Below are 22,141 nucleotides of genomic sequence, written 5' to 3' on the forward strand. Positions count from 1 at the left end.
TCTCAGAGTTCGTCTTCGGGGATTCGGCCCTCGTCGAGGCCGGTCACGAACCGTGCGAGACGCCGGGCCGCTTCGGCGGGATCGTGCTTGGCCGCGGCCGTAATGACCAGCAGCTTCCGGGTCAGCGCCATCCGTACGCCCTCCGGGACTTGCAGTGCGCGCACCCTGGAGTGCGCTTCCTTGAGTTGGGCCGCGACCGCCGTATAGAGCTCGAGTTGGCCGTCGTTGTCCATGCACAGATTGTGCCATCTGGGGCGAGTTGTCGCCCCCGCTGGGGGCAACTACCGCCTCTCCGCCGCCTTCCGGGGACCCGGACACCCGGTGTCGTCGAGCAGCGGGTACCCCGGCAATGACCTGTGTAACCAGCGCAGTTGGCTCGCCGCCAGGCGGCGCGCCGGACCCGCCCGGGGCCGGATACGGCTGTACCCCCAACCGTCCACGATTGGGGGTACAGACAGGTGTTGCGGTGGCCGAAACCAGCCCGTGCGGGTGGCCCCGGTGTCAGACCTGGAGCGTCCGCGGCTTGTAGGCGGGGCGTCCCGCCTCGTACGCGGCGATGTCGGCCTCGTTCCGGAGGGTGATGGAGATGTCGTCGAGGCCGTTCAGCAGCCGCCAGCGGGAGTTCTCGTCCAGTTCGAAGGCGGCGGTGATGCCCTCGGCGCGCACCTCGCGGGCCTGGAGGTCGACCGTGATCTCGGCCTGCGGGTCCTTCTCCGTGAGCTCCCACAGCGCGTCCACGGTCTTCTGCTCCAGCACGACCGTGAGCAGGCCGTTCTTGAGCGAGTTGCCCCGGAAGATGTCGGCGAAGCGGGAGGAGATCACCGCCTTGAAGCCGTAGTTCTGCAGCGCCCAGACGGCGTGCTCACGGGAGGAGCCGGTGCCGAAGTCGGGGCCCGCGACCAGGACGGTCGCACCCTGCCGCTCCGGGCGGTTGAGCACGAACTCGGGGTCCTTGCGCCAGGCCTCGAACAGCCCGTCCTCGAACCCGTCCCGGGTCACCTTCTTGAGCCAGTGGGCGGGGATGATCTGGTCGGTGTCGACGTTGCTGCGGCGCAGCGGGACGGCCCGCCCGGTGTGCGTGGTGAATGCTTCCATGACTTCTCAGACTCCAGCGGGCGTACGAGTGTCGGCGTCGGACAGGTCGGCGGGGGACGCCAGGTGGCCCAGGACCGCCGTCGCGGCGGCGACCTGCGGCGAGACCAGGTGCGTACGGCCGCCCTTGCCCTGCCTGCCCTCGAAGTTGCGGTTGGAGGTGGACGCGGAGCGCTCGCCCGGGGCCAGCTGGTCCGGGTTCATGCCCAGGCACATCGAGCAGCCCGCGTGCCGCCATTCGGCGCCGGCCTCCTTGAAGACCACGTCCAGGCCCTCGGAGACGGCCTGCAGGCCCACCCGCGCGGAGCCCGGGACGACCAGCATCCGTACGCCGTCGGCGACTTTGCGGCTCCGGAGGATCTCGGCCGCGGCGCGCAGGTCCTCGATGCGGCCGTTGGTGCAGGAGCCTACGAAGACGGTGTCCACGTTGATGGACCGCAGCGGCTGTCCGGCCGCCAACCCCATGTACTCCAGGGCCTTTTCGGCGGCCAGGCGCTCCGAAGCGTCCTCGTACGAAGCCGGGTCGGGGACGGAGGCCGAAAGCGGAGCACCCTGGCCCGGGTTGGTGCCCCAGGTGACGAACGGGGACAGCTCGGCGGCGTCGATCCGCACCTCGGCGTCGAATTCCGCGTCGTCGTCGGTCCGCAGGGTCTTCCAGTACTCGACCGCGGCGTCCCAGTCGGCGCCCTCGGGGGCGTGCGGACGGCCCTTGAGGTAGGCGAAGGTCGTCTCGTCGGGGGCGATCATGCCCGCGCGGGCACCGGCCTCGATGGACATGTTGCAGATGGTCATGCGGGCCTCCATCGAGAGCTTCTCGATGGCCGGGCCGCGGTACTCCAGGACGTAGCCCTGGCCGCCACCGGTGCCGATCTTCGCGATGATCGCCAGGATGAGGTCCTTGGCGGTGACGCCCTCGGGCAGCTCGCCGTCGACCGTGATGGCCATGGTCTTCGGGCGGGCCATCGGCAGCGTCTGGGTGGCGAGCACGTGCTCGACCTGGGAGGTGCCGATGCCGAACGCCAGCGCACCGAAGGCTCCGTGCGTGGAGGTGTGGGAGTCGCCGCAGACGACGGTCGTACCCGGCTGGGTCAGGCCCAGCTGCGGGCCGACGACGTGCACGACGCCCTGCTCCACGTCGCCCAGCGGGTGCAGGCGCACACCGAACTCGGCGCAGTTCTTGCGCAGGGTCTCCAGCTGCGCGCGGGAGACGGGGTCCGCGATGGGCTTGTCGATGTCGAGGGTCGGGGTGTTGTGGTCCTCGGTGGCGATGGTCAGGTCGAGCCGCCGCACCTGGCGCCCGCTCTTGCGCAGGCCGTCGAAGGCCTGGGGGCTGGTCACCTCGTGCAGCAGGTGCAGATCGATGTAGAGGAGGTCGGGCTCGCCCTCGGCGCGCCGGACGACGTGGTCGTCCCAGACCTTCTCCGCGAGTGTCCTACCCATCGCTTTCCCTCCGGCCGGGCACGTGTGTGCCGGCCCCACTAGAGATCTTGGGGGTGGCAGCGCCCGTCCCCCGGGTTTCCGGGCGTGTGCCGCCGGGCCCGTTGGTCCGCGGGCCGTCGTGACTTCCAGGGTGGCGCGTCCCACGGAAAATTGAACTTGCGTTTCACAGAGTGAGACGTGAGTATCGTTGCATGGACAACAGTAGCGGCGTCGGCGTTCTGGACAAGGCGGCCCTCGTCCTGAGCGCTCTGGAGTCCGGTCCGGCCACCCTCGCGGGTCTGGTCGGCGCCACCGGACTGGCACGACCCACGGCCCACCGCCTGGCCGTGGCACTGGAGCACCACCGCATGGTGGCGCGCGACATGCAGGGCCGTTTCATTCTCGGCCCCCGGCTGGCGGAGCTGGCCGCGGCGGCGGGCGAGGACCGCCTGCTGGCGACGGCGGGTCCGGTGCTGACCCACCTGCGTGATGTCACGGGCGAGAGCGCGCAGCTCTATCGCCGCCAGGGGGACATGCGCATCTGCGTCGCCGCCGCGGAGCGCCTTTCCGGTCTGCGGGACACGGTTCCGGTGGGCTCCACCCTCACGATGAAAGCCGGCTCCTCGGCGCAGATCCTGCTGGCCTGGGAGGAGCCCGAGCGGCTGCACCGCGGCCTGCAGGGCGCCCGCTTCACGGCGACGGCCCTGTCGGGCGTACGGCGACGGGGCTGGGCCCAGTCCATCGGTGAGCGCGAGCCGGGCGTGGCGTCCGTGTCCGCGCCCGTACGCGGACCCTCCAACCGCGTGGTGGCCGCGGTGTCCGTCTCCGGGCCCATCGAGCGCCTGACGCGCCACCCCGGCCGGATGCACGCGCAGGCCGTCATCGACGCGGCCGCCCGCCTCTCCGAGGCGCTGCGCCGCTCCGGCTGACCGTCGCCGAGCACGGAGGAGGGCCGGCCTCAACGCCGCGGCAGGCTCTTTTCCGGCGCAGGCGGGCGGGGCGCCCGGTGGTCCGGGCGCCTCACCACAGAAGGCACGTCGACCACACCTGCCCCATCCGTCCAATTCAGCCGTATCAGTGACACCAGCAACCCATGCCCCATGAGAAACCCTGATCACAGGGATCACGTGGAGGCCGCCGCCCATGCGCCGGGGACACCGAAGTCCTCGTACCGTCCTCGCAGTTGGCCGGGCCGGGAAACGCCGCAGGGCCTCCACCGAAGTGGAGGCCCTGCGAGCCGTGTACCCCCGACCGGATTCGAACCGGCGCTACCGCCTTGAGAGGGCGGCGTGCTAGGCCGCTACACAACGGGGGCGAGGATCTTACGTTTCCGCAGATCCGAGCTGGTCTACCTGGACTCGAACCAAGACTAACTGAACCAGAATCAGTCGTGCTGCCAATTACACCATAGACCAATGATGGTTTAGACCAGACAGTACCCCCGACCGGATTCGAACCGGCGCTACCGCCTTGAGAGGGCGGCGTGCTAGGCCGCTACACAACGGGGGCCCTAGCGATCCTGCATCGACGACGGCGGGAGCGACCCGGCTGTCCTCGCGGGAAGGATCTGTACCCCCGACCGGATTCGAACCGGCGCTACTGCCTTGAGAGGGCAGCGTGCTAGGCCGCTACACAACGGGGGCCTGCGGATGAGATCCGCGAGTGCAGATGAGCTCTGCGAGCTGGCCTACCTGGACTCGAACCAAGACTAACTGAACCAGAATCAGTCGTGCTGCCAATTACACCATAGGCCACTGGAACGCAAGCCCCTGAGGGGGTCTTGTTCTAGCTTGCGCCTCCGGTTCCGGCCTTTCGGCCCGTTCCCCGGCGGCGCAGGAAGAACATTACCCGAAGGTGGACGGCGCTCCAAAACGGGTATCGACGCGGAGGACCGCGGGGAGTTCGTCGAGCGAGGCGATCCGGTGCAGGCCGGCGGGCTCTTCGGCCCCTTCGCCGGCCAGTCCGTCCGTGACGACACGCACACCCGCACGGTCGATCCACACGGACAGCAGCCCTGCCTCGGCGGCCCCCCGGCCGTCGATCTCCGGGTGGTCACCGACGTACGCGACGTGCTGCGGGGCGAGTCCGAGCGCGTCGCAGGCCGCGCGGAAGGCCCGGGCGTCCGGCTTGGAGACGCCCAGCTCGGCGGCGCACAGCACGGCCTCGAAGCGGTCGCGGACCCCGAGGGAGCGCAGCTTGTACTCCTGGACGTGAAGGCTGGAGTTGGACAGCACCGCGTGCCGGTGACTGGCGGCGAGGGCGTCCAGGACGGGCAGGACGTCCGGGAAGAGGGCCCAGGCGGCCTCGTAGCGGTCCAGGTAGCGCCGGAACCAGGCGTCGGCCTCCTCGTCGGAGAGCGTCCGTCCGAGAAAGACCCGTACGCGGTCCCGGCGCTGCTCCTCGAAGGAGGTCTTCCCGGCCGCGTACCGGGCCCATTGCCGGTCGGTGATCTCCCGCCACCGCGCGAGGGCCTCTTCCACGCTGCCGTACCCGCCGAGCAGCCCCTCGGCGGCCAGGTGCCCGCGCATCCCGGCGCGGTCGGCGCTCGTGTAGTCGAAAAGGGTGTCGTCGACGTCCCAGACGACGGCCTTGATCGGCACGTGGTTCACCTCCGGCTCGGGGCCCTGGCCGGGCCCCGACGACCGTAGCCGCTCAGCCGGTGGCGGCGGCAGCACCGCTCGGCTCCTCGGCGTCGGAAGGGTCGGGGGCGACGAAGAAGTCGGTGACGAAGCAGGTGACCTCGCCGGCCGCCGTACGGCCGATCCAGGTGGGGTAGCAGCCGTCCCCCCAGCCGGAGGAGAAGGCGGCCAGGGTGTGACCGGTGTCCGGTGCGGTGACCAGGTGGGGGCCCGGGGACCAGTCGCTGTTCTCGAAGGCATCCCACAGCGGCCCCTCGTCGCCCTCGCTCCAGTCCCGGAAGGAGGCGTCGGCCGCCGCGTCGTAGAAGCAGCCGGTGCCGGCGTCGACGCCGTAGCCGTAGAACTCGTCCTCGCCGAGCGCGGCGGTGTCCTGGCCGGGCAGGAGGGCGGGCTCCCACCGGGCGGCGGGCTCGTCGCGGATGACGAGGCGTGCGGCGGCCACCCGCAGGTGGGGGTCGTCGGACGGCGGCTCGTCGGGCTGGGTGAGCGTCGCCACGGCCGCGTCGACGCGGTAGCGGCCGGGCGGGACGGAGACGGTGAAGGGCTCGACGTCGCCCTGCCCCAGGTAGACGAACGGGTCACAGGCCACGACCCGGCCGGTGGGCAGCCACAGCTCCCCGCCGGCGGTCACGTCGAGCGTGCCGGCCGTCCCCGACTCGTACCGGAAGGTGCTTCCGGGGGTGAAGAGCCACGCGTAGTCACGGGCGGGCATCGGCATGAGGGCGCCTTTCCTTCGGGGCCGGGCACGGTCGATCCACGGACGGCACGGCCGACTTCGGCCCTGCGTCGACCGCGCGGTGCGATGTCCGAACGGTAGTCCTCGGGACCGACACACGCGGCTATTCGGGGTGCACGAGGGGCACCGCGCACGGAACGCGACAGGGCGGCAGCCGCCATGGCTGCCGCCCTGTCGTGAGGACGGGTGTCGGGGAAGCGGCTATGCCGCCAGCTTCGCCAGTGCCGCGTCGATGCGGGCCAGCGTCTTCTCCTTGCCGAGGACCTCGAGGGACTCGAAGAGCGGCAGGCCGACCGTGCGGCCGGTGACGGCGACGCGGACCGGGGCCTGGGCCTTGCCGAGCTTGAGGCCGTGCGCCTCGCCCGCGGCCAGGACGGCCTCCTTCAGGGACTCCGGGGACGTCCAGTCGGCCGTCTCCAGCTTCTCGCGGGCCGTGCGCAGCATCGCGTCCGAGCCCTCCTTCATCGCCTTCGCCCAGGACGCCTCGTCGAAGACCGGCTCCGGCAGGAACAGGAAGTCGACGTTCTCCGTGATCTCGGACAGGACCTTGACGCGGGTCTGCGCGTGCGGGGCGATCGCCTGCCACTGCGCCTCGTCGAAGTCCTCGGGCGCCCAGGGGGCGAACGGGGCCCTCAGCCACGGCCGGCAGCGCTCGGCGAAGTCCTTCACGTCCAGCAGGCGGATGTGGTCCGCGTTGATCGCCTCGGCCTTCTTGAGATCGAAGCGGGCGGGGTTCGGGTTCACGTCCGCGATGTCGAAGGCGGCGACCATCTCGTCGATCGAGAAGATGTCGCGGTCGGGCGCGAGCGACCAGCCCAGCAGCGAGAGGTAGTTGAGCAGGCCCTCCGGCAGGAAGCCGCGCTCGCGGTAGAGGTTCAGCGCCGACTGCGGGTCACGCTTGGACAGCTTCTTGTTGCCCTCGCCCATCACATACGGCAGGTGACCGAAGGCGGGCACGGACTTCGCGATGCCCAGCTCGACCAGCGCCTTGTACAGGGCGATCTGCCGGGGGGTGGAGGAGAGCAGGTCCTCGCCGCGCAGGACGTGGGTGATCTCCATCAGGGCGTCGTCGACCGGGTTCACGAGCGTGTACAGGGGCGCGCCGTTGGCTCGTACGATCCCGTAGTCCGGCACGTTCTCGGGTGTGAAGGTCAGCTCGCCGCGGACCAGGTCCGTGAAGGTGATCGTCTCGTCGGGCATGCGGAAGCGGACGATCGGGGTACGGCCCTCGGCCTCGTACGCCGCCACCTGCTCGGCGGTCAGATCACGGCAGTGCCCGTCGTACCCGGACGGCTTGCCGGCGGCGCGGGCGGCGTCACGGCGGGTGTCCAGCTCCTCCGTGGTGCAGTAGCAGTGGTAGGCGTACCCGCCGTCCACAAGCCTGTGGGCGACGTCCTTGTAGAGGTCCATCCGCTGGGACTGGCGGTACGGCGCGTGGGGGCCGCCGACCTCCGGGCCCTCGTCCCAGTCGAAGCCCAGCCAGCGCAGCGAGTCCAGGAGCTGGACGTACGACTCCTCCGAGTCACGGGCGGCGTCCGTGTCCTCGATACGGAAGACGAACGTGCCGCCGGTGTGGTGGGCGTACGCCCAGTTGAACAGGGCGGTGCGGACCAGGCCCACGTGCGGGTTGCCGGTCGGGGACGGACAGAAACGTACGCGGACGTTCGCGTTAGCCACGCTTGATCACCTTGTTGGTGAGAGTGCCGATGCCTTCGATGGTGACGGCGACCTCGTCGCCGACGTTGAGGGGGCCGACCCCCGCGGGGGTGCCCGTGAGGATCACGTCGCCGGGGAGCAGCGTCATGGCCTCGGTGATGTTGACGATCAGATCCTCGATCGAGTGGATCATCTCGCTCGTACGGCCGAGCTGGCGCTGTGCGCCGTTGACCGTGAGCTGGATGGTGAGATCGCCCGGGTCGAGGTCGGTCTCCACCCAGGGGCCGAGGGGGCAGGAGGTGTCGAAGCCCTTGGCCCGGGCCCACTGCTTCTCGCGCCGCTGGACGTCGCGCGCCGTGACGTCGTTCGCGCAGGTGTAGCCGAGGATCACGTCCTTGACGCGCTCGCGCGGCACCTCACGGCACAGGCGGCCGATCACCACGGCCAGCTCCGCCTCGTGGTGCAGTTCCTGCGAGAAGGGGGGATAGGCGATCTCGTCGCCGGGGCCGATCACCGAGGTGGACGGCTTGAAGAAGGCGAACGGGGCCTCCGGAACCTCGTTGCCCAGCTCCCTGGCGTGCTCCGCGTAGTTGCGGCCGAAGGCCACGACCTTGTTGGGGAGCACGGGCGGCAGCAGCCTGACCTTGCTCAGCGGCACCTTCGTACCGGAGAGCTCGAAGTCCGCGAACGGGATGCCCTTGATGATGTCGAGGACGAGCTCGTCCGGCTTGTCGCCCTCGACCGCGCCGAAGGCGACGTTCCCGTCGATGGAGAACCTGGCGATGCGCACGGGATGCTTGCGCCCCTTAACTGAGCTGGCTGGAGTCTGACGCTCCAGGCTAACGCGGGCGGGGGCGGCCGCCCCGCGCATGACGCCGGGCACGGCCCGCACCGCCGGGCGACGCGGGCCTGCGGGGCACTCGTGATCACCGGCTCCCGGCGGCTTCGGTCACCGGCTTCCCGCAGCCTTGATCATCAGCTGCACGGGAACGCCGGCCGCCGTCTCGGGATGCAACCGGCACCGGGCCTGCGCCATTCGTACACATCGGTTTGAGCGACCGGCGCCCGGCGCGCGTATTACCTCGCGGCGGAGGCCTGGACCGGGACCTCCATGAGAACGGTGCGCTGGGGATTGGCGGTCTGGGTGGGAAGGTCGACGGAGTGTTCCGGAGTCGCCGGGGTCTGCAGCTCTTCGGCGTCGGCGAGGTGCGCCAGCGTCGTGCGCCGCGGGTTGGCTATGGTGCGGAACATCATCGTGGTCTTCACTGTTGTCGTTGACCTTGTCGTGACGGGCGCCGGGCGCATGGCCGCCGGGGCGCGGGTTGTCGGATTCGCCATCCCTGTAAAGCGTCAGGCTAAACATGCAATTCCCGCGCGAAGCCGTGAAGAGGCCGTGAGCCTTGTGTGAGTTTGCTCACTACGCCGCGGACAAAAGGCCTAATCCAGACCGCCTTCGCGCCGCGACAAAACGGACATTGCTTCACTGAAGCTTGCATTCCGCTCCTGATCATGGCGACTGGGACACCCTGCGCCCTCCAATAACTCGTACACATACGCCCCTTATGTACGAGATCTATTTCTACGGCATGTGATGCGGCCCTCACAAGGTGTCACGGTGGTCACAGCCTCACCCGTTGGCCTTGTTGGAGATCCGGCACTGTGCTGGAATTCCACGGACCGCCGCGGGATCGCACCGGCGCGCAAGGGGCGCAACGCAGCGCCGAGCAGCGGCGGGGAGGGGGAGCCAGCGCCGGTCACTCACGACCACCCGAGGGGCGCATTCAGGGCGCCCCTCACAACGCCGACACCGCCTCGCCGTTCGCGCGGAGGGGCGCCTGGTCCAGAGGTTGCGACGCTAGTGCAGGGACGTTTCAAGAGGGATGGCAGCGCTTCGGCCGAGCCGGAGCCGCATGGCGGGACCGACCGCGGTTCCTCGCCCCAGCACGCCCAGAACCCGGGACCGGCACCGTCCGGCAACGGTGTCGAGCGGCCCGGGCGCCCCGGCGCGCCCGGGGGCCCCACGGCACCCACTCCCCCGGCACCACCCAAGAGCGCTCCACCGGTCGACTCCGGCTCCCGCGTGGCGCTGCGCAACTGGCGCATCTCCACGCGTCTGGTGTCGCTGCTCGCGCTCCCCGTGGTCGCCGCCACCTCGCTCGGTGCCCTGCGCATCAGCGACAACATGGACCAGATCCAGCAGCTCGACAACATGAAGCTGCTGACGGACATGACCAAGCAGGCGACCCAGCTGGCCGCCGCGCTCCAGGAGGAGCGCGACCAGTCCGCCGGCCCGCTCGCCCACGGCGCCTTGGCGTCCGACTACACGGTCAAGGGTGTCCGCGACAAGACCAACCGCGCCCGCTCCTCCTTCCTGGAGGGCACCCAGGAGATCGGTGACGCCTCCGACAGCGGCCAGCTCTCCGGTGTCCGCGACAGCGTCGTCGGCATCGCGAGCGAGCTGAACAACCTCAGCGCCATCCGGGCCGGCGCCTACAAGGACTCGCAGAACTCCACGCAGACGGTCGAGGCCTACCACCGTCTGATCAGCCAGCTGCTCAGCCTCTCCCAGGACATGGCGGAGGCGACCAGCAACCCGGAGATGATCCAGCGCACCCGCGCCCTGGCGGCCTTCTCCACCGCCAAGGAGTACGCCTCCATGCAGCGCGCGGTGATCGCGGCCGCCCTGCCCGCCAACATCGACTCGTTCGGCAAGCTCTCCGAGAACGACCGCCAGTACGCCCTGTCGGCCCTCGAGAGCCAGGACTCCGAGCTGGACAGCTTCCGCAGCATCTACGGCGACGGCGCCGAGGACCTGACGAAGCCGATCGACCAGGGCAGCCCGACGATCGAGGCCGCCGACCAGTACGCCAGCCGCGTCCTGAAGAGCGCGTCCGGCATGCGCAACCAGGACAAGCGCTCGTACAAGGACTGGGTCGACGACGACTCGACCAAGATCGAGCAGATGAAGAAGATCGAGGGCACGCTCCTCGAGCAGATGGAGCAGAAGGCCCGCGAGCTGAAGAGCGCCTCGCAGCGTGAGGCGATCATCTCCGGTGCGCTGATCCTGCTCGTCCTCGGTGTGTCCCTCGTCGGGGCCTTCGTCGTGGCCCGGTCCATGATCCGCTCGCTGCGCCGGCTCCAGGAGACCGCGACCAAGGTCGCCCAGGACCGTCTGCCCGAGTTGGTCAAGCAGCTGTCCGAGTCCGACCCGCAGGACGTCGACACGTCCGTGCAGTCGGTCGGTGTGCACTCCCGGGACGAGATCGGCCAGGTGGCCGCGGCCTTCGACGACGTGCACCGCGAGGCGGTCCGCCTCGCCGCCGAGCAGGCCCTTCTGCGGGGCAACGTCAACGCGATGTTCACCAACCTCTCGCGCCGCTCCCAGGGTCTGATCCAGCGCCAGCTGTCTCTGATCTCCGAACTGGAGTCCCGCGAGGCCGACCCGGACCAGCTGTCCTCGCTGTTCAAGCTCGACCACCTCGCGACGCGTATGCGCCGTAACGGTGAGAACCTCCTCGTCCTCGCCGGTGAGGAGCCCGGCCGCCGCTGGACCCGCCCGGTCCCGCTGGTCGACGTGCTCCGTGCCGCCGCGTCCGAGGTGGAGCAGTACGAGCGCATCGAGCTGGCCGCCGTCCCGACCACCGAGGTCGCCGGCCGCGTCGTCAACGACCTCGTGCACCTGCTCGCCGAGCTGCTCGAGAACGCCACCTCCTTCTCCTCGCCGCAGACCAAGGTCAAGGTCACCGGTCACGCGCTGCCGGACGGCCGCGTCCTGATCGAGATCCACGACACGGGTATCGGTCTGTCCCCCGAGGACCTCGCCCAGATCAACGAGCGGCTCGCCTCGCCGCCCACCGTGGACGTGTCGGTGTCCCGGCGCATGGGTCTGTTCGTGGTCGGTCGTCTGTCGCAGCGCCACGGCATCCGTATCCAGCTGCGGCCGTCCGACTCCGGCGGTACGACGGCGCTGGTCATGCTTCCGGTCGACGTCGCCCAGGGCGGCAAGAAGCCCGCTCCGGGCAAGCCGGGCGCCCCCTCCACGGGCGGCCCGGCCGCCGCGCAGGCCGCCGCCGGCGCGGCCGCGGCCCGTCGCCAGGCCCAGCAGAGCGGTTCGTCCTTCGGTACCGGTTCCTCCGGCGGCCCCGGACTGGGCGCCGCCCCGCAGCGCGGGCAGGTGGGCGCCGGACAGGGTCCCCGTGCCGCGCTGCCCGGTACCGCCCCCGGCGGACCGCAGGGACGGCCCGCCGCGACGGGCGCCGGTGCCTTCGGCCAGGGCGGCCGGCAGGCACCCCAGAACCCCCAGTCGTTCCAGGACGCCGGTTCCCGCCAGGGCGGTTTCGGCGACGGCGGCTCGGGAATGCACCAGGCCGGCTTCGGCGACGGTGCTCCGCAGCAGACGCAGCAGCAGCCCCCGCAGAAGCAGCAGCCTCAGCAGAAGCAGCCCAAGGAACGCGGCGCGCGGCGCCGTCCGCAGCTGCCCGGACGTGGCGGTGCGCGGGCCGAGCTGCCCGGTGGCGGCCAGCAGCGCACTCCGAGCTGGAGCGACGAGAACGCGCAGCCGTCGGTGCCGCGCGCCTCGCTGGACGCCCCGCGCGGTCATGAGGAGCCGGACGCCCTGTCCGCGACCTCCCCCCTGCCGCGCATCGACGACCGCCAGGGCCACGGTGCCACTTCCGAGTTCCCGCGACCGGACGGCAACACGCCGCACCCCGGGGCGGGTGCACCGCAGGGCGGCGGCTCGTTCGTCCGCTCGGACGTCTACGGCAGCGGCAACCAGGGCGGTGCGACGGGCCAGTACCCGTCCGCGGGCCACGGTCAGGGAACGGGCCAGTACCCGTCCGCAGGCCACGGTCAGAGCACGGGCCAGTACCCGGCGCCCGGCCGCACGCAGGACACCGGCCAGTACCCGGCGCCCGGCCGTCCCCAGGACCCGGCCGCCACCGGCCAGTTCCCCGCCCAGGGCTATGACGCCTCGGGCACCGGCCAGTTCGCGGCCCCGGGGTACGGAAACCGCCAGGACCCCTCGGGCACCGGCCAGTTCGAGCGGCCGCAGACGGCGGGCGACGGCTACGGCGCGTCCCTGCCGCCGGCCCAGCAGCGCCCGCCGCAGCAGCCTCCGCGCCGTCAGGAGCCCGAAGCGCTTCCGCCGGCGACGGGCCCCGGCGACGGGCGTACGCCGCTGTATGACACGCTGGAGACCAACTGGTTCCGCGGTGGACAGGGGCAGCAGCAGAGCAACGGTTCCGCGCCGCAGGCCCCGCAACAGCAGGCCCCCGCGGCACCTCAGCGTCCGGCCGCCACCCCGGCCTGGCGCACCTCACCGAACGACGAGCTCGTCCGCCAGGCCGAGCGCGTGCGGCAGCCCGCCGCGGGTGGCATCACCACCTCCGGTCTGCCGCGCCGGGTCCCGCGCGCGAACCTCGTGCCGGGCACGGCCCAGCAGCAACAGCACCAAGCCGGTCCGCAGGTCTCGCGTGCGCCCGATGACGTACGCGGCCGGCTGACCAACCTTCGACGGGGCATCGCACAGGGTCGCCAGGCCGGTACCGGCCAGACCGGCAGCTTCCCCAGCCCCACTCACCAGCAGGAGCGTTAGTTGAGCCCGATGAGCCAGGCGGCACAGAACCTCAACTGGTTGATCACCAACTTCGTGGACAACACCCCCGGGGTGTCCCACACCGTCGTCGTGTCCGCCGACGGACTCCTTCTGGCGATGTCCGAAGGCTTCCCACGCGATCGCGCCGACCAGCTGGCGGCCGTCGCGTCCGGTCTGACCTCGCTGACCGCGGGTGCCTCCCGCATCTTCGAGGGCGGGGACGTGGCGCAGACGGTCGTCGAGATGGAACGCGGATTTCTGTTTCTGATGTCGGTTTCCGACGGCTCGTCGCTCGCCGTACTCGCCCACCCCGAGTGCGACATCGGCCTCGTCGGCTACGAGATGGCGCTCCTGGTGGACCGCGCGGGCGCGGTCCTCACGCCCGACCTGCGCGCCGAGCTCCAGGGCAGTCTGCTCCACTGATAGGTATCGGTACCACCCACCTCACCAAATCACCGTCCGGCCGCCACAATCCCCCCACCGGCCCCGTCAGACGGCACGACTGACCGACTTGCTGTCCCGCCCGGAGGATTCATGACCCCGCCCACCGCCCATCATGATCCGTACGCTGAGCCGTACGGGGACGAGGGCGACCAGCCGCTGGTGCGTCCGTACGCGATGACCGGCGGCCGGACCCGGCCGCGCTATCAGCTCGCCATCGAGGCGCTGATCAGCACGACGGCCGACCCGGCCCAGCTGATGGGACTGCTGCCGGAGCACCAGCGGATCTGCCACCTGTGCCGTGAGGTGAAATCGGTGGCCGAGGTGTCGGCGCTCCTCGCCATGCCGCTCGGTGTGGCACGGATTCTCGTCGCGGACCTCGCGGAGGCCGGTCTCGTCGCGATCCACCAGCCCGGTGGCGACGAGAACAACGGCGGCGCGCCGGACGTGACACTGCTCGAAAGGGTGCTCAGTGGACTTCGCAAGCTCTGACGGAGGGCGGGCGACCACCTCCGCGAAGATCGTGGTGGCGGGTGGCTTCGGCGTGGGCAAGACCACGTTCGTCGGCGCCGTCTCCGAGATCAACCCGCTGCGCACGGAGGCCGTCATGACGTCCGCGTCCGCGGGCATCGACGACCTCACCCACACCGGGGACAAGACCACCACCACGGTGGCCATGGACTTCGGCCGCATCACCCTGGACCAGGACCTGATCCTGTACCTCTTCGGTACGCCGGGCCAGGACCGCTTCTGGTTCATGTGGGACGACCTGGTCCGCGGCGCGATCGGCGCCGTCGTCCTGGTCGACACCCGCCGCCTGGCCGACTGCTTCCCGGCCGTCGACTACTTCGAGAACTCCGGCCTGCCCTTCGTCGTCGCCCTCAACGGCTTCGACGGGCACCAGCCGTACGCGCCCGAGGAGGTCCGTGAGGCACTGCAGATCGGGCCGGACACCCCGATCATCACGACGGACGCCCGCCACCGCGCGGACGCCAAGAGTGCCCTGATCACCCTGGTCGAACATGCCCTCATGGCGCGTCTGCGATAGATCAAGTCGTCCGTGACATACGGCAGTTGTCGTACATATGCGGGAGCCGGCTGTGGCGTTTGACACGGTCGGCTCCGCTGTTCATAACGTTTCGACAGAGAAATCCGGTGGTATCGCCACGCGTCGCGGTCGGTCGGTGTCGCTGCGCTCACAAAAGCCCCGCCTTTTGGCGGGGCTCGCTCTTTATGACCGTTTTATCTGGCACTTACAGCGGGTCGAATCCTCACTTCCGAGTGTTTGGAATCGCGCAGGCTGACGTGCTGGAATGCCTGAACTGCCCAAGGGTCAAGGACGTACCGGTCGGAGACAGGGCTCTGGAGACACCGCGGCACGACGTAGGTGCCGTCGCCGAGAGGTTGTTGGTCGAGTGAGGCGAAGCAAGAGCAGTCCCGGGCCGTCGGCACGGGGCAACTTCACCCCGCCGCCGCGCGGAGCGGCGCCCGCACAAGTGCCCGGCCCGGAGCCGACGGCTGTCCCGCCCGGCGGCAGCCGCTTCTCCCCGCGCAACTGGCGCGTGCCGACCAGGCTGAACGCGATCCTGCTCATACCCGTGCTGGTCGGCCTCGTCATGGGCGGCTTCCAGGTGAAGAGCTCGATCGACACCTGGCAGGACGCCGAGGACGCCGAGAAAGTGGCACTGATGGTGCGCGCGGCCGAACAGTACGGCCAGGCCCTCCTCGACGAGCGTGACCTGGGCGCCCCCGACCTGCTGACCGGCAAGGGCGAGACCGGCGACGTCAAGAAACTCCGGGCCGCCACGGACGCGGCCAAGGCAAATTTCGACAAGGCCGCGCAGAACATGCCGCATACGGCGTCCCTGGAGCGCCGCCTGAGCCTGTTCCGCTCCAACGAGACCAAACTCGACGGCCTGCGCAAGGCCGCGTACACCGAGGCGATGGACCCGGTGAGGACCGAGGAGGGCTACGTCGCCGTCCAGCACGGTCTGATGGAGTTCGCCAACGAGCTCAGCCTCGGTACGGGCAACGTCACCAGCTACGGCCGTACCGTCTACGCCATCTCCCTCGCCAAGGCCGCCGCCTCACTCCAGCGCTCCATCGGCACGCACCTGCTGCTGCGCCCGAGCGCCAAGGTGGCCGTGGCCCAGCAGCAGCGGGTCTCCCTGGTCTCCTACCGCTACCTCGAGGGCATCGCGGTCAACGAGTTCGTCTCCGGCGCCACCGAGGCCGACGTCAACCGTCTCGACGCGGTCATGGCCGGCCAGCGCAAGGCCGTCGGTGACACGGGCACCGCGGTCGACGCCGGCCAGACCTCCTCCACACAGGGCGGCGCCTACTCCGCCATGCCCGCCGCCGACCGCATGGTCCAGGGCATCGCCTCGGGCGTCTTCACCCCCCAGCAGCTCGCCGCCAAGGGCGTGACCGTCAAGACCTGGATGGGCGCCTCCACGGCGAAGTACCAGGGCTACAACACGGTCGAGACCGAGCTCGTGAACAAGGCGGTGGCCGACGCCCAGAACATCGCCGACAACGCCAAGCAGGACGCGCTGGTCACCGGTGGCATCGTGGTCGTGGCCCTGCTCGCCGCGTTCATCCTGGCCGGCATGGTCGCCCGCCAGATGAGCCGCTCGATGCGCCAGCTGCGCAACGCCGCCTTCGGCATCGCCGAGCAGCGCCTTCCGATGCTGGTCGACCAGCTCTCCCGCACGGACCCCGGCCGGGTCGACACCCGGGTCGCCCCGATCCCGATCACCAGCAAGGACGAGATCGGCGAGGTCGCCCGCGCCTTCGACCAGGTCCACCGCGAGGCCGTCCGGCTCGCCGCCGAGCAGGCTCTGCTGCGGGGCAACATCAACGCGATCTTCACCAACCTCTCGCGCCGCAACCAGTCCCTGATCGAGGGCCAGCTGACCCTGATCACCGACCTGGAGAACAACGAGGCCGACCCGGACCAGCTGGAGAACCTCTTCCGCCTGGACCACCTGGCGACCCGTATGCGCCGCAACGGCGAGAACCTCCTGGTCCTCGCCGGCGAGGAGCCCGGCCGCCGCTGGGACCAGCCGGTCCCGCTGGTCGACGTGCTCCGCGCCGCCTCCTCCGAGGTGGAGCAGTACGAGCGCATCGAGCTGTCCGGCGTTCCGGAGGCCGAGATCCACGGCCGCGCCGTGACCGACCTCGTGCACCTGCTCGCCGAGCTGCTGGAGAACGCCACGACGTTCTCCTCGCCGCAGACCAAGGTTCGGGTCACCGCCACCCGCCTGCCCGACGGTCGGATCATGGTCGAGATCCACGACAAGGGCATCGGCCTGACCGCCGAGGACTTCGCGGACATCAACCACAAGCTGGCCAACCCGCCGACCGTGGACGCCGCGATCTCGCAGCGCATGGGTCTGTTCGTGGTCGGCCGGCTGTCCGACCGCCACGGCATCCGGGTCCAGCTGCGTCCCTCCGGCGAGCAGGCCGGCACCACCTCGCTGGTCATGCTGCCCGACGCCATCACCCACGGCGGTGGCGGCGAACAGGCGCTGCAGCGCGACGAGTTCACGGTGTCGCAGATCATCCCCGAGCAGCAGTTCCATGGTGAGGACTTCGGGTCGCCGCAGCCGATGCTGACGGCCGCGGAGCTGGGATTCGACGACAGCCGCTACACCGAGGTCCCGGACGACATCCGCGGGCTGGACCCCGTCGGCCGCTCGCTGATGCGCGAGGAGCGCCGTGCGGCCCTGGAGGCCCAGGCACAAGGCCACACCAGGCCGCAGGAGCAGCAGGAGGCCGACGCTTACCAGGACGGCCTGGGGGCGCCGCCCGCGTACGACAACGGGCAGCAGTCGTACGACAACCGTCAGCACGCGTACGGCGACCAGCAGGCCGCGTACGACCAGCAGACGGCGTACGAGGAGCCCCAGCAGCCTGCGTACGACGAGCAGTACTACTCACCGAACGGCGGCCTGCCGCAGAGCGACGGCTTCTCGTCCGGCGGCGGCTACCCGGAGTCCGGCTATGCGGAGCGGGCCCAGGACAACCACTCGGCGGGCCAGGCCACCGCCTCGGAGACGTTCTCCGCCTTCAGCGAGTCGCCCTACCAGGACGACTGGTCCAAGCGGGACGACTACCAGAACGGCTACCGCGCCGATTACGCTCCGGAAACGGAATCCGCGCAGGCCGCTGACGTGAGTGAGCGGGACCGCGTAGGCTTCGACCGTCCGGAACCGACCCCCTCCGCCGGCCACCAGCTGACCGACTCCGGACTGCCCCGCCGCGGCTCCACCGCGAACGGCGCGTCCGGCCGGCCGGGGCCCGTGGCGCAGGATCCGCCGGCGGCCACGGGCTCGGGCGACGAGTGGCGCTCCGCGAACGACCAGCGGTGGCAGCAGGCAGCGCAGCTCAGGAAGCCCAAGGCGGGCGGGGTCACCTCTTCCGGTCTGCCTCGCCGGGTACCCAAGGCGAACCTGATCGAGGGCGCCGCGGAAACCACCCCGCAGGGAGGCCCACAGGTCTCCCGTGCCCCGGAGGACGTCCGGGGCCGGCTGAGCAACCTGCGTCGAGGCGTCCAACGCGGACGCAGCGCAGGCAGTGAAACGAACGGCCAGGGCTTCGGTCCTGACAGCACCTACAACCAGGAGCGTTAGTGTGAGCCCGATGAGCCAGGCGGCACAGAACCTGAACTGGTTGATCACCAACTTCGTGGACAACACCCCGGGGGTGTCCCACACGGTGGTGGTCTCCGCCGACGGACTCCTTCTGGCGATGTCCGAAGGCTTCCCGCGCGATCGCGCCGACCAGCTGGCGGCCGTCGCGTCCGGTCTGACCTCGCTGACCGCGGGTGCCTCCCGCATCTTCGAGGGCGGCAGTGTGAACCAGACGGTTGTGGAGATGGAGCGGGGATTCCTCTTCATCATGTCCATCTCCGACGGTTCCTCGCTCGCCGTTCTCGCACACCCGGAGGCCGACATCGGCCTCATTGGGTACGAGATGGCGCTTCTGGTGGACCGAGCCGGTACCGTCCTGACTCCGGACCTTCGTGCGGAGCTTCAGGGAAGCCTTCTCAACTAAGAGACCAACGGTGTGTATTGGCGACCCGGCACCGTAAGGTTTCGGGACGCGGCTTCCACAGGGATGGGTGCCAGGCGCAGTCGGAGGAGGAGAGAACGTGGCAACACCCCCAGGCGGTTCGCCCGCGGGTAATTGGTCCTATGGCCCCGGCCAGGGCCAGGGTGATCAGAACCGGTACAACTTCCCCTCCGCACCGAGCCAGCGGCGTCAGCCGTACGCGCCCCAGGGTCCCGGCCCGTCGCCGTACGACCAGCCGCCGGCGCCGCGCATCCAGCCCGTGCAGCCGCAGCGCCGCTCCCCCGAGCCGGCGCCCGCGGGGTCGTCGAGCAACCCTCTGGTGCGTCCGTACGCCATGACGGGCGGGCGCACCAGGCCGCGTTACCAGCTCGCCATCGAGGCGCTGGTGCACACCACCGCGCAGCCGCACCAGATGCAGGGCCAGCTGCCCGAGCATCAGCGGATCTGCAACCTCTGCCGGGAGATCAAGTCGGTGGCCGAGATCTCGGCGCTCCTGACGATCCCTCTCGGCGTGGCCAGGATCCTCGTCGCCGACTTGGCGGAGGCGGGCCTGGTCGCCATCCATCAGCCGGGCGGCGCCGAAAACGCCGGCGGCCAGCCAGACGTGACACTGCTCGAAAGGGTGCTCAGTGGACTTCGCAAGCTCTAGCGGCGGTCCTTCCCGCTCCACCACCTCCGCGAAGATCGTGGTGGCGGGCGGCTTCGGCGTGGGCAAGACCACGTTCGTCGGCGCCGTCTCGGAGATCAACCCGCTGCGCACGGAGGCCGTCATGACGTCTGCTTCGGCGGGCATCGACGACCTCACCCACACCGGGGACAAGACCACCACCACGGTGGCCATGGACTTCGGCCGCATCACCCTGGACCAGGACCTGATCCTGTACCTCTTCGGTACGCCGGGCCAGGACCGCTTCTGGTTCATGTGGGACGACCTGGTCCGCGGCGCGATCGGCGCCATCGTCCTGGTCGACACCCGCCGCCTGGCCGACTGCTTCCCGGCCGTCGACTACTTCGAAAACTCCGGCCTGCCCTTCGTCATCGCCCTCAACGGTTTCGACGGCAACCAGCCGTACAACCCCGAGGAGGTCCGCGAGGCGCTCCAGATCGGGCCGGACACCCCGATCATCACGACGGACGCGAGACATCGGGCCGATGCCAAGTCCGCGCTGATCACCCTGGTCGAGCACGCGCTGATGGCCCGCCTGCGGTAACGCGCCGCCCAGACACGTCCTGCGCGCCGTCTGCGCCTCGTGTCCGGTCGCTCACACGGTTCCCCGCGCCCCTTGTTCAGGGGGCGCGGGGCTTTTCCTTTCCATGGCCCTGCCGCCCTTCCCGGCAGCACGTGTCCCGCCAGCGAGAAGGGCCCCTCCATGGCGGAGGGGCCCTTCTACGAGCGGCGGAGCCGGCGGCAGCCTACGCGTGCCAGCTGTGCGGTGCCCGGAAGCCGGGCTCGCGCTCCAGCCGGCGCCAGCCGGCCTTGGCACGGCCTCGGTGGGCCGGCGAGGTGGCGGGCGGCTGGGCGGCCGCGCGGGCGAGGAGGACGGCCGTGATGGCGGCGACTTCCTCGGGCTCGGCGTGGCCCTTCTCGACGCGGATGTCGGCAGTGTTCATGGGTGTCAGTCTCCGTGGGTGAGGGGTCCGCGGGATTGCCGCGAGGGATCCGCTCGGTTACTGCGGGGGGTTGCCGTGCTTACGGGCGGGCAGGTCCGCGTGCTTGGACTGCAGCATCGCCAGGGACTTGATCAGGACCTCGCGGGTCTGGGCCGGGTCGATGACGTCGTCCACCAGGCCCCGCTCCGCCGCGTAGTAGGGGTGCATCAGCTCGGACTTGTACTCCTTGACCATCCGCGCCCGCATGGCCTCCGGGTCCTCCGCGCCCGCGATCTGCCGTCGGAAGATGACGTTGGCGGCACCCTCCGCGCCCATCACGGCGATCTCGTTGGTCGGCCAGGCATAGGTGAGGTCCGCCCCGATGGACTGGCTGTCCATGACGATGTACGCACCTCCGTACGCCTTGCGCAGGATCAGCGAGATCCTCGGCACGGTCGCGTTGCAGTAGGCGTACAGCAGCTTCGCGCCGTGGCGGATGATTCCGCCGTGCTCCTGGTCGACACCGGGAAGGAACCCGGGGACGTCCAGGAAGGTCATCAGCGGGATGTTAAAAGCGTCACACATCTGGACAAAGCGCGCAGCTTTTTCCGACGCCTCGATGTCCAGGACCCCGGCGAGGGTCTGCGGCTGGTTGGCGATGATCCCCACCACCTGTCCGTCCAGCCGGGCCAGCGCGCAGATGATGTTGCGCGCCCAGCGCTCGTGGACCTCCAGGTACTCGCCGTCGTCGACGATCTCCTCGATGACCTTGGCCATGTCGTACGGCCGGTTGCCGTCCGCCGGGACCAGGTCCAGCAGCACCTCGCTGCGGCGGTCCACGGGGTCCGTGGACTCGGCCCGCGGGGGGTTCTCACGGTTGTTCTGCGGGAGCAGCGACAGCAGGTAGCGCACCTCGGCGATGCACGTCTCCTCGTCGTCGTACGCGAAGTGGCAGACGCCCGAGGTCTCGGCGTGCACATCGGCGCCGCCCAGGCCGTTCTGGGTGATCTCCTCGCCGGTGACGGCCTTGACCACGTCCGGGCCCGTGATGAACATCTGGGACGTCTCGCGCACCATGAACACGAAGTCCGTGAGGGCGGGGCTGTAGGCCGCACCGCCCGCGCAGGGGCCGAGCATCACGCTGATCTGCGGGATGACGCCGGATGCCTTGGTGTTGCGCTGGAAGATGCCGCCGTAGCCCGCGAGCGCGCTGACGCCCTCCTGGATACGGGCGCCTGCGCCGTCGTTCAGGGAGACCAGCGGCGCGCCGGCCGCGATGGCCATGTCCATGATCTTGTGGATCTTGGTGGCGTGGGCCTCGCCGAGGGCGCCGCCGAAGATGCGGAAGTCATGGGCGTAGACGAAGACCGTGCGGCCCTCCACCGTGCCCCAGCCGGTGATCACACCGTCCGTGTACGGCTTCTTGGTCTCCAGGCCGAACCCGGTCGCCCGGTGCCGGCGCAGCTGCTCGACCTCCTGGAAGGACCCCGGGTCCAGGAGCAGCTCGATGCGCTCCCGGGCGGTGAGCTTGCCCTTGGCGTGCTGCGCCTCGGTCGCCTTCTCACTGGGCCCGGCAAGGGCCTGTGCACGGATCTCGTGCAGTTCGGCGACGCGCCCGCGCGCGTCGGTGGGCTCGCTCCCGGAATCTACAGCCTCGTCCAAAACGGTCATGTAGTGACCTTACGAAGTCCACCAAGGAAAGCGGTCCGTCGACTCCTCACAGTCTCCGGCCCGTTTTCCTGGTACCCCTGAACAGAACCATCCCCGGATGCAGCCGATCCGACTGCTCAGAAGCCCCGAGCGTTGTAGGGCCCGCACAAAGAGCTCACCCGGACGCCACTGCGGATTCGGCGCCGCGGATGCCATCTCCGGAGTGACGCAAGGCCCCGAACGGCG

19 protein-coding genes and 5 tRNA genes are annotated in these 22,141 nt (G+C 70.2%); 9 read left to right on the forward strand and 15 right to left on the reverse strand.

Annotated elements, in window-relative coordinates:
• Nucleotides 1–2 precede the first annotated feature (2 nt).
• The 3 genes from LZ604_RS11075 to leuC all read right to left on the reverse strand — a co-directional run bounded on the left by LZ604_RS11075 (nt 3) and on the right by leuC (nt 2,532).
• The gene (locus LZ604_RS11075) at nt 3–233 is read right to left on the reverse strand and encodes an SCO5555 family protein (protein WP_234514747.1); all 231 of its coding nucleotides are present in this window, start codon (nt 231–233) and stop codon (nt 3–5) included.
• Between the two features lie 268 nt (nt 234–501).
• The gene (leuD, locus tag LZ604_RS11080; RefSeq protein WP_234514749.1) at nt 502–1,095 is read right to left on the reverse strand and encodes a 3-isopropylmalate dehydratase small subunit; all 594 of its coding nucleotides are present in this window, start codon (nt 1,093–1,095) and stop codon (nt 502–504) included.
• A 6-nt stretch (nt 1,096–1,101) separates the two neighbouring features.
• Nucleotides 1,102–2,532, reverse strand: a complete 1,431-nt coding sequence (leuC, locus tag LZ604_RS11085) for a 3-isopropylmalate dehydratase large subunit (protein ID WP_234514751.1) — start codon at nt 2,530–2,532, stop codon at nt 1,102–1,104.
• A 191-nt stretch (nt 2,533–2,723) separates the two neighbouring features.
• Here leuC and ndgR point away from each other — a divergent pair, with 191 nt between their 5' ends.
• Nucleotides 2,724–3,440: an IclR family transcriptional regulator NdgR gene (gene ndgR / locus LZ604_RS11090; protein WP_023546516.1), complete on the forward strand. Its 717-nt coding sequence runs from the start codon at nt 2,724–2,726 to the stop codon at nt 3,438–3,440.
• Nucleotides 3,441–3,753: 313 nt separating this feature from the next.
• Here ndgR and LZ604_RS11095 read toward each other — a convergent pair.
• The 10 genes from LZ604_RS11095 to LZ604_RS11140 form a co-directional block, all read right to left on the reverse strand.
• Nucleotides 3,754–3,826, reverse strand: a tRNA-Glu gene (locus LZ604_RS11095).
• A gap of 28 nt (nt 3,827–3,854) precedes the next feature.
• Nucleotides 3,855–3,926: transfer RNA gene (locus LZ604_RS11100), tRNA-Gln, on the reverse strand.
• Nucleotides 3,927–3,947: 21 nt separating this feature from the next.
• Nucleotides 3,948–4,020 (reverse strand) — tRNA-Glu (locus LZ604_RS11105).
• Nucleotides 4,021–4,081: 61 nt separating this feature from the next.
• Nucleotides 4,082–4,154 (reverse strand) — tRNA-Glu (locus tag LZ604_RS11110).
• Between the two features lie 39 nt (nt 4,155–4,193).
• Nucleotides 4,194–4,265: transfer RNA gene (locus LZ604_RS11115), tRNA-Gln, on the reverse strand.
• Nucleotides 4,266–4,355: 90 nt separating this feature from the next.
• Nucleotides 4,356–5,111: an HAD family hydrolase gene (locus LZ604_RS11120; RefSeq protein ID WP_234514763.1), complete on the reverse strand. Its 756-nt coding sequence runs from the start codon at nt 5,109–5,111 to the stop codon at nt 4,356–4,358.
• Nucleotides 5,112–5,163: 52 nt separating this feature from the next.
• A complete protein-coding gene (locus LZ604_RS11125) occupies nt 5,164–5,868 on the reverse strand; it encodes a DUF4241 domain-containing protein (RefSeq protein ID WP_234514765.1) in 705 nt (234 codons plus the stop codon).
• A gap of 219 nt (nt 5,869–6,087) precedes the next feature.
• Nucleotides 6,088–7,563 carry a glutamate--tRNA ligase gene (gene gltX, locus LZ604_RS11130; protein ID WP_234514767.1) on the reverse strand — a complete coding sequence of 492 codons (1,476 nt, stop codon included), beginning with the start codon at nt 7,561–7,563 and terminating at the stop codon, nt 6,088–6,090.
• Nucleotides 7,556–8,332, reverse strand: coding sequence for a fumarylacetoacetate hydrolase family protein (locus tag LZ604_RS11135; protein ID WP_234514791.1), 777 nt, complete (start codon nt 8,330–8,332; stop codon nt 7,556–7,558). The genes gltX and LZ604_RS11135 overlap by 8 nt, the downstream gene beginning before the upstream one ends.
• Nucleotides 8,333–8,619: 287 nt before the next feature.
• On the reverse strand, nt 8,620–8,808 hold the full coding sequence (locus LZ604_RS11140) for a hypothetical protein (protein WP_234514793.1): 189 nt from the start codon (nt 8,806–8,808) through the stop codon (nt 8,620–8,622).
• Between the two features lie 592 nt (nt 8,809–9,400).
• Here LZ604_RS11140 and LZ604_RS11145 point away from each other — a divergent pair.
• The 8 genes from LZ604_RS11145 to LZ604_RS11180 all read left to right on the forward strand — a co-directional run bounded on the left by LZ604_RS11145 (nt 9,401) and on the right by LZ604_RS11180 (nt 19,866).
• Nucleotides 9,401–13,138 (forward strand): sensor histidine kinase, encoded by a 3,738-nt coding sequence (locus tag LZ604_RS11145; protein ID WP_234514805.1) that lies wholly within the window; start codon nt 9,401–9,403, stop codon nt 13,136–13,138.
• Nucleotides 13,139–13,147: 9 nt separating this feature from the next.
• Nucleotides 13,148–13,561 carry a roadblock/LC7 domain-containing protein gene (locus tag LZ604_RS11150; RefSeq protein ID WP_005479910.1) on the forward strand — a complete coding sequence of 138 codons (414 nt, stop codon included), beginning with the start codon at nt 13,148–13,150 and terminating at the stop codon, nt 13,559–13,561.
• A gap of 111 nt (nt 13,562–13,672) precedes the next feature.
• Entirely contained in the window at nt 13,673–14,071 is a 399-nt protein-coding gene (locus LZ604_RS11155; RefSeq protein WP_055493544.1) for a DUF742 domain-containing protein, read from the forward strand.
• Nucleotides 14,052–14,627: a GTP-binding protein gene (locus LZ604_RS11160; RefSeq protein WP_058922977.1), complete on the forward strand. Its 576-nt coding sequence runs from the start codon at nt 14,052–14,054 to the stop codon at nt 14,625–14,627. The genes LZ604_RS11155 and LZ604_RS11160 overlap by 20 nt, the downstream gene beginning before the upstream one ends.
• A gap of 367 nt (nt 14,628–14,994) precedes the next feature.
• The gene (locus LZ604_RS11165) at nt 14,995–18,213 is read left to right on the forward strand and encodes a sensor histidine kinase (protein ID WP_234514818.1); all 3,219 of its coding nucleotides are present in this window, start codon (nt 14,995–14,997) and stop codon (nt 18,211–18,213) included.
• Nucleotides 18,214–18,223: 10 nt separating this feature from the next.
• Complete coding sequence (locus tag LZ604_RS11170) at nt 18,224–18,637, forward strand: roadblock/LC7 domain-containing protein (RefSeq protein ID WP_004983065.1); 414 nt, start codon at nt 18,224–18,226, stop codon at nt 18,635–18,637.
• A gap of 97 nt (nt 18,638–18,734) precedes the next feature.
• Nucleotides 18,735–19,304 carry a DUF742 domain-containing protein gene (locus tag LZ604_RS11175; RefSeq protein WP_234514828.1) on the forward strand — a complete coding sequence of 190 codons (570 nt, stop codon included), beginning with the start codon at nt 18,735–18,737 and terminating at the stop codon, nt 19,302–19,304.
• Nucleotides 19,285–19,866, forward strand: a complete 582-nt coding sequence (locus LZ604_RS11180; RefSeq protein WP_046729246.1) for a GTP-binding protein — start codon at nt 19,285–19,287, stop codon at nt 19,864–19,866. Before LZ604_RS11175 ends, LZ604_RS11180 begins: the two co-directional genes overlap by 20 nt.
• 202 nt (nt 19,867–20,068) lie before the next feature.
• On the opposite strand, the gene LZ604_RS11185 is transcribed toward LZ604_RS11180, so the two are convergent.
• Together LZ604_RS11185 and LZ604_RS11190 are read right to left on the reverse strand one after the other, a co-directional pair.
• A complete protein-coding gene (locus tag LZ604_RS11185; RefSeq protein WP_234514830.1) occupies nt 20,069–20,266 on the reverse strand; it encodes an acyl-CoA carboxylase subunit epsilon in 198 nt (65 codons plus the stop codon).
• Nucleotides 20,267–20,323: 57 nt separating this feature from the next.
• On the reverse strand, nt 20,324–21,916 hold the full coding sequence (locus LZ604_RS11190; RefSeq protein ID WP_234514832.1) for an acyl-CoA carboxylase subunit beta: 1,593 nt from the start codon (nt 21,914–21,916) through the stop codon (nt 20,324–20,326).
• Between the last annotated feature and the right edge of the window lie 225 nt (nt 21,917–22,141).

Source organism: Streptomyces glomeratus (assembly GCF_021462825.1).
In the GTDB taxonomy this organism is placed as follows: domain Bacteria; phylum Actinomycetota; class Actinomycetes; order Streptomycetales; family Streptomycetaceae; genus Streptomyces; species Streptomyces glomeratus.

Bases quoted from the DNA above. Each gene is read 5' to 3' on its own strand.
- LZ604_RS11075 (WP_234514747.1), bottom strand. From the start codon at position 233: ATGGACAACGACGGCCAACTCGAGCTCTATACGGCGGTCGCGGCCCAA.
- leuD (WP_234514749.1), bottom strand. From the start codon at position 1,095: ATGGAAGCATTCACCACGCACACCGGGCGGGCCGTCCCGCTGCGCCGC.
- leuC (WP_234514751.1), bottom strand. From the start codon at position 2,532: ATGGGTAGGACACTCGCGGAGAAGGTCTGGGACGACCACGTCGTCCGG.
- ndgR (WP_023546516.1), top strand. From the start codon at position 2,724: ATGGACAACAGTAGCGGCGTCGGCGTTCTGGACAAGGCGGCCCTCGTC.
- LZ604_RS11125 (WP_234514765.1), bottom strand. From the start codon at position 5,868: ATGCCGATGCCCGCCCGTGACTACGCGTGGCTCTTCACCCCCGGAAGC.
- LZ604_RS11150 (WP_005479910.1), top strand. From the start codon at position 13,148: ATGAGCCAGGCGGCACAGAACCTCAACTGGTTGATCACCAACTTCGTG.
- LZ604_RS11155 (WP_055493544.1), top strand. From the start codon at position 13,673: ATGACCCCGCCCACCGCCCATCATGATCCGTACGCTGAGCCGTACGGG.
- LZ604_RS11170 (WP_004983065.1), top strand. From the start codon at position 18,224: ATGAGCCAGGCGGCACAGAACCTGAACTGGTTGATCACCAACTTCGTG.
- LZ604_RS11185 (WP_234514830.1), bottom strand. From the start codon at position 20,266: ATGAACACTGCCGACATCCGCGTCGAGAAGGGCCACGCCGAGCCCGAG.
- LZ604_RS11190 (WP_234514832.1), bottom strand. From the start codon at position 21,916: ATGACCGTTTTGGACGAGGCTGTAGATTCCGGGAGCGAGCCCACCGAC.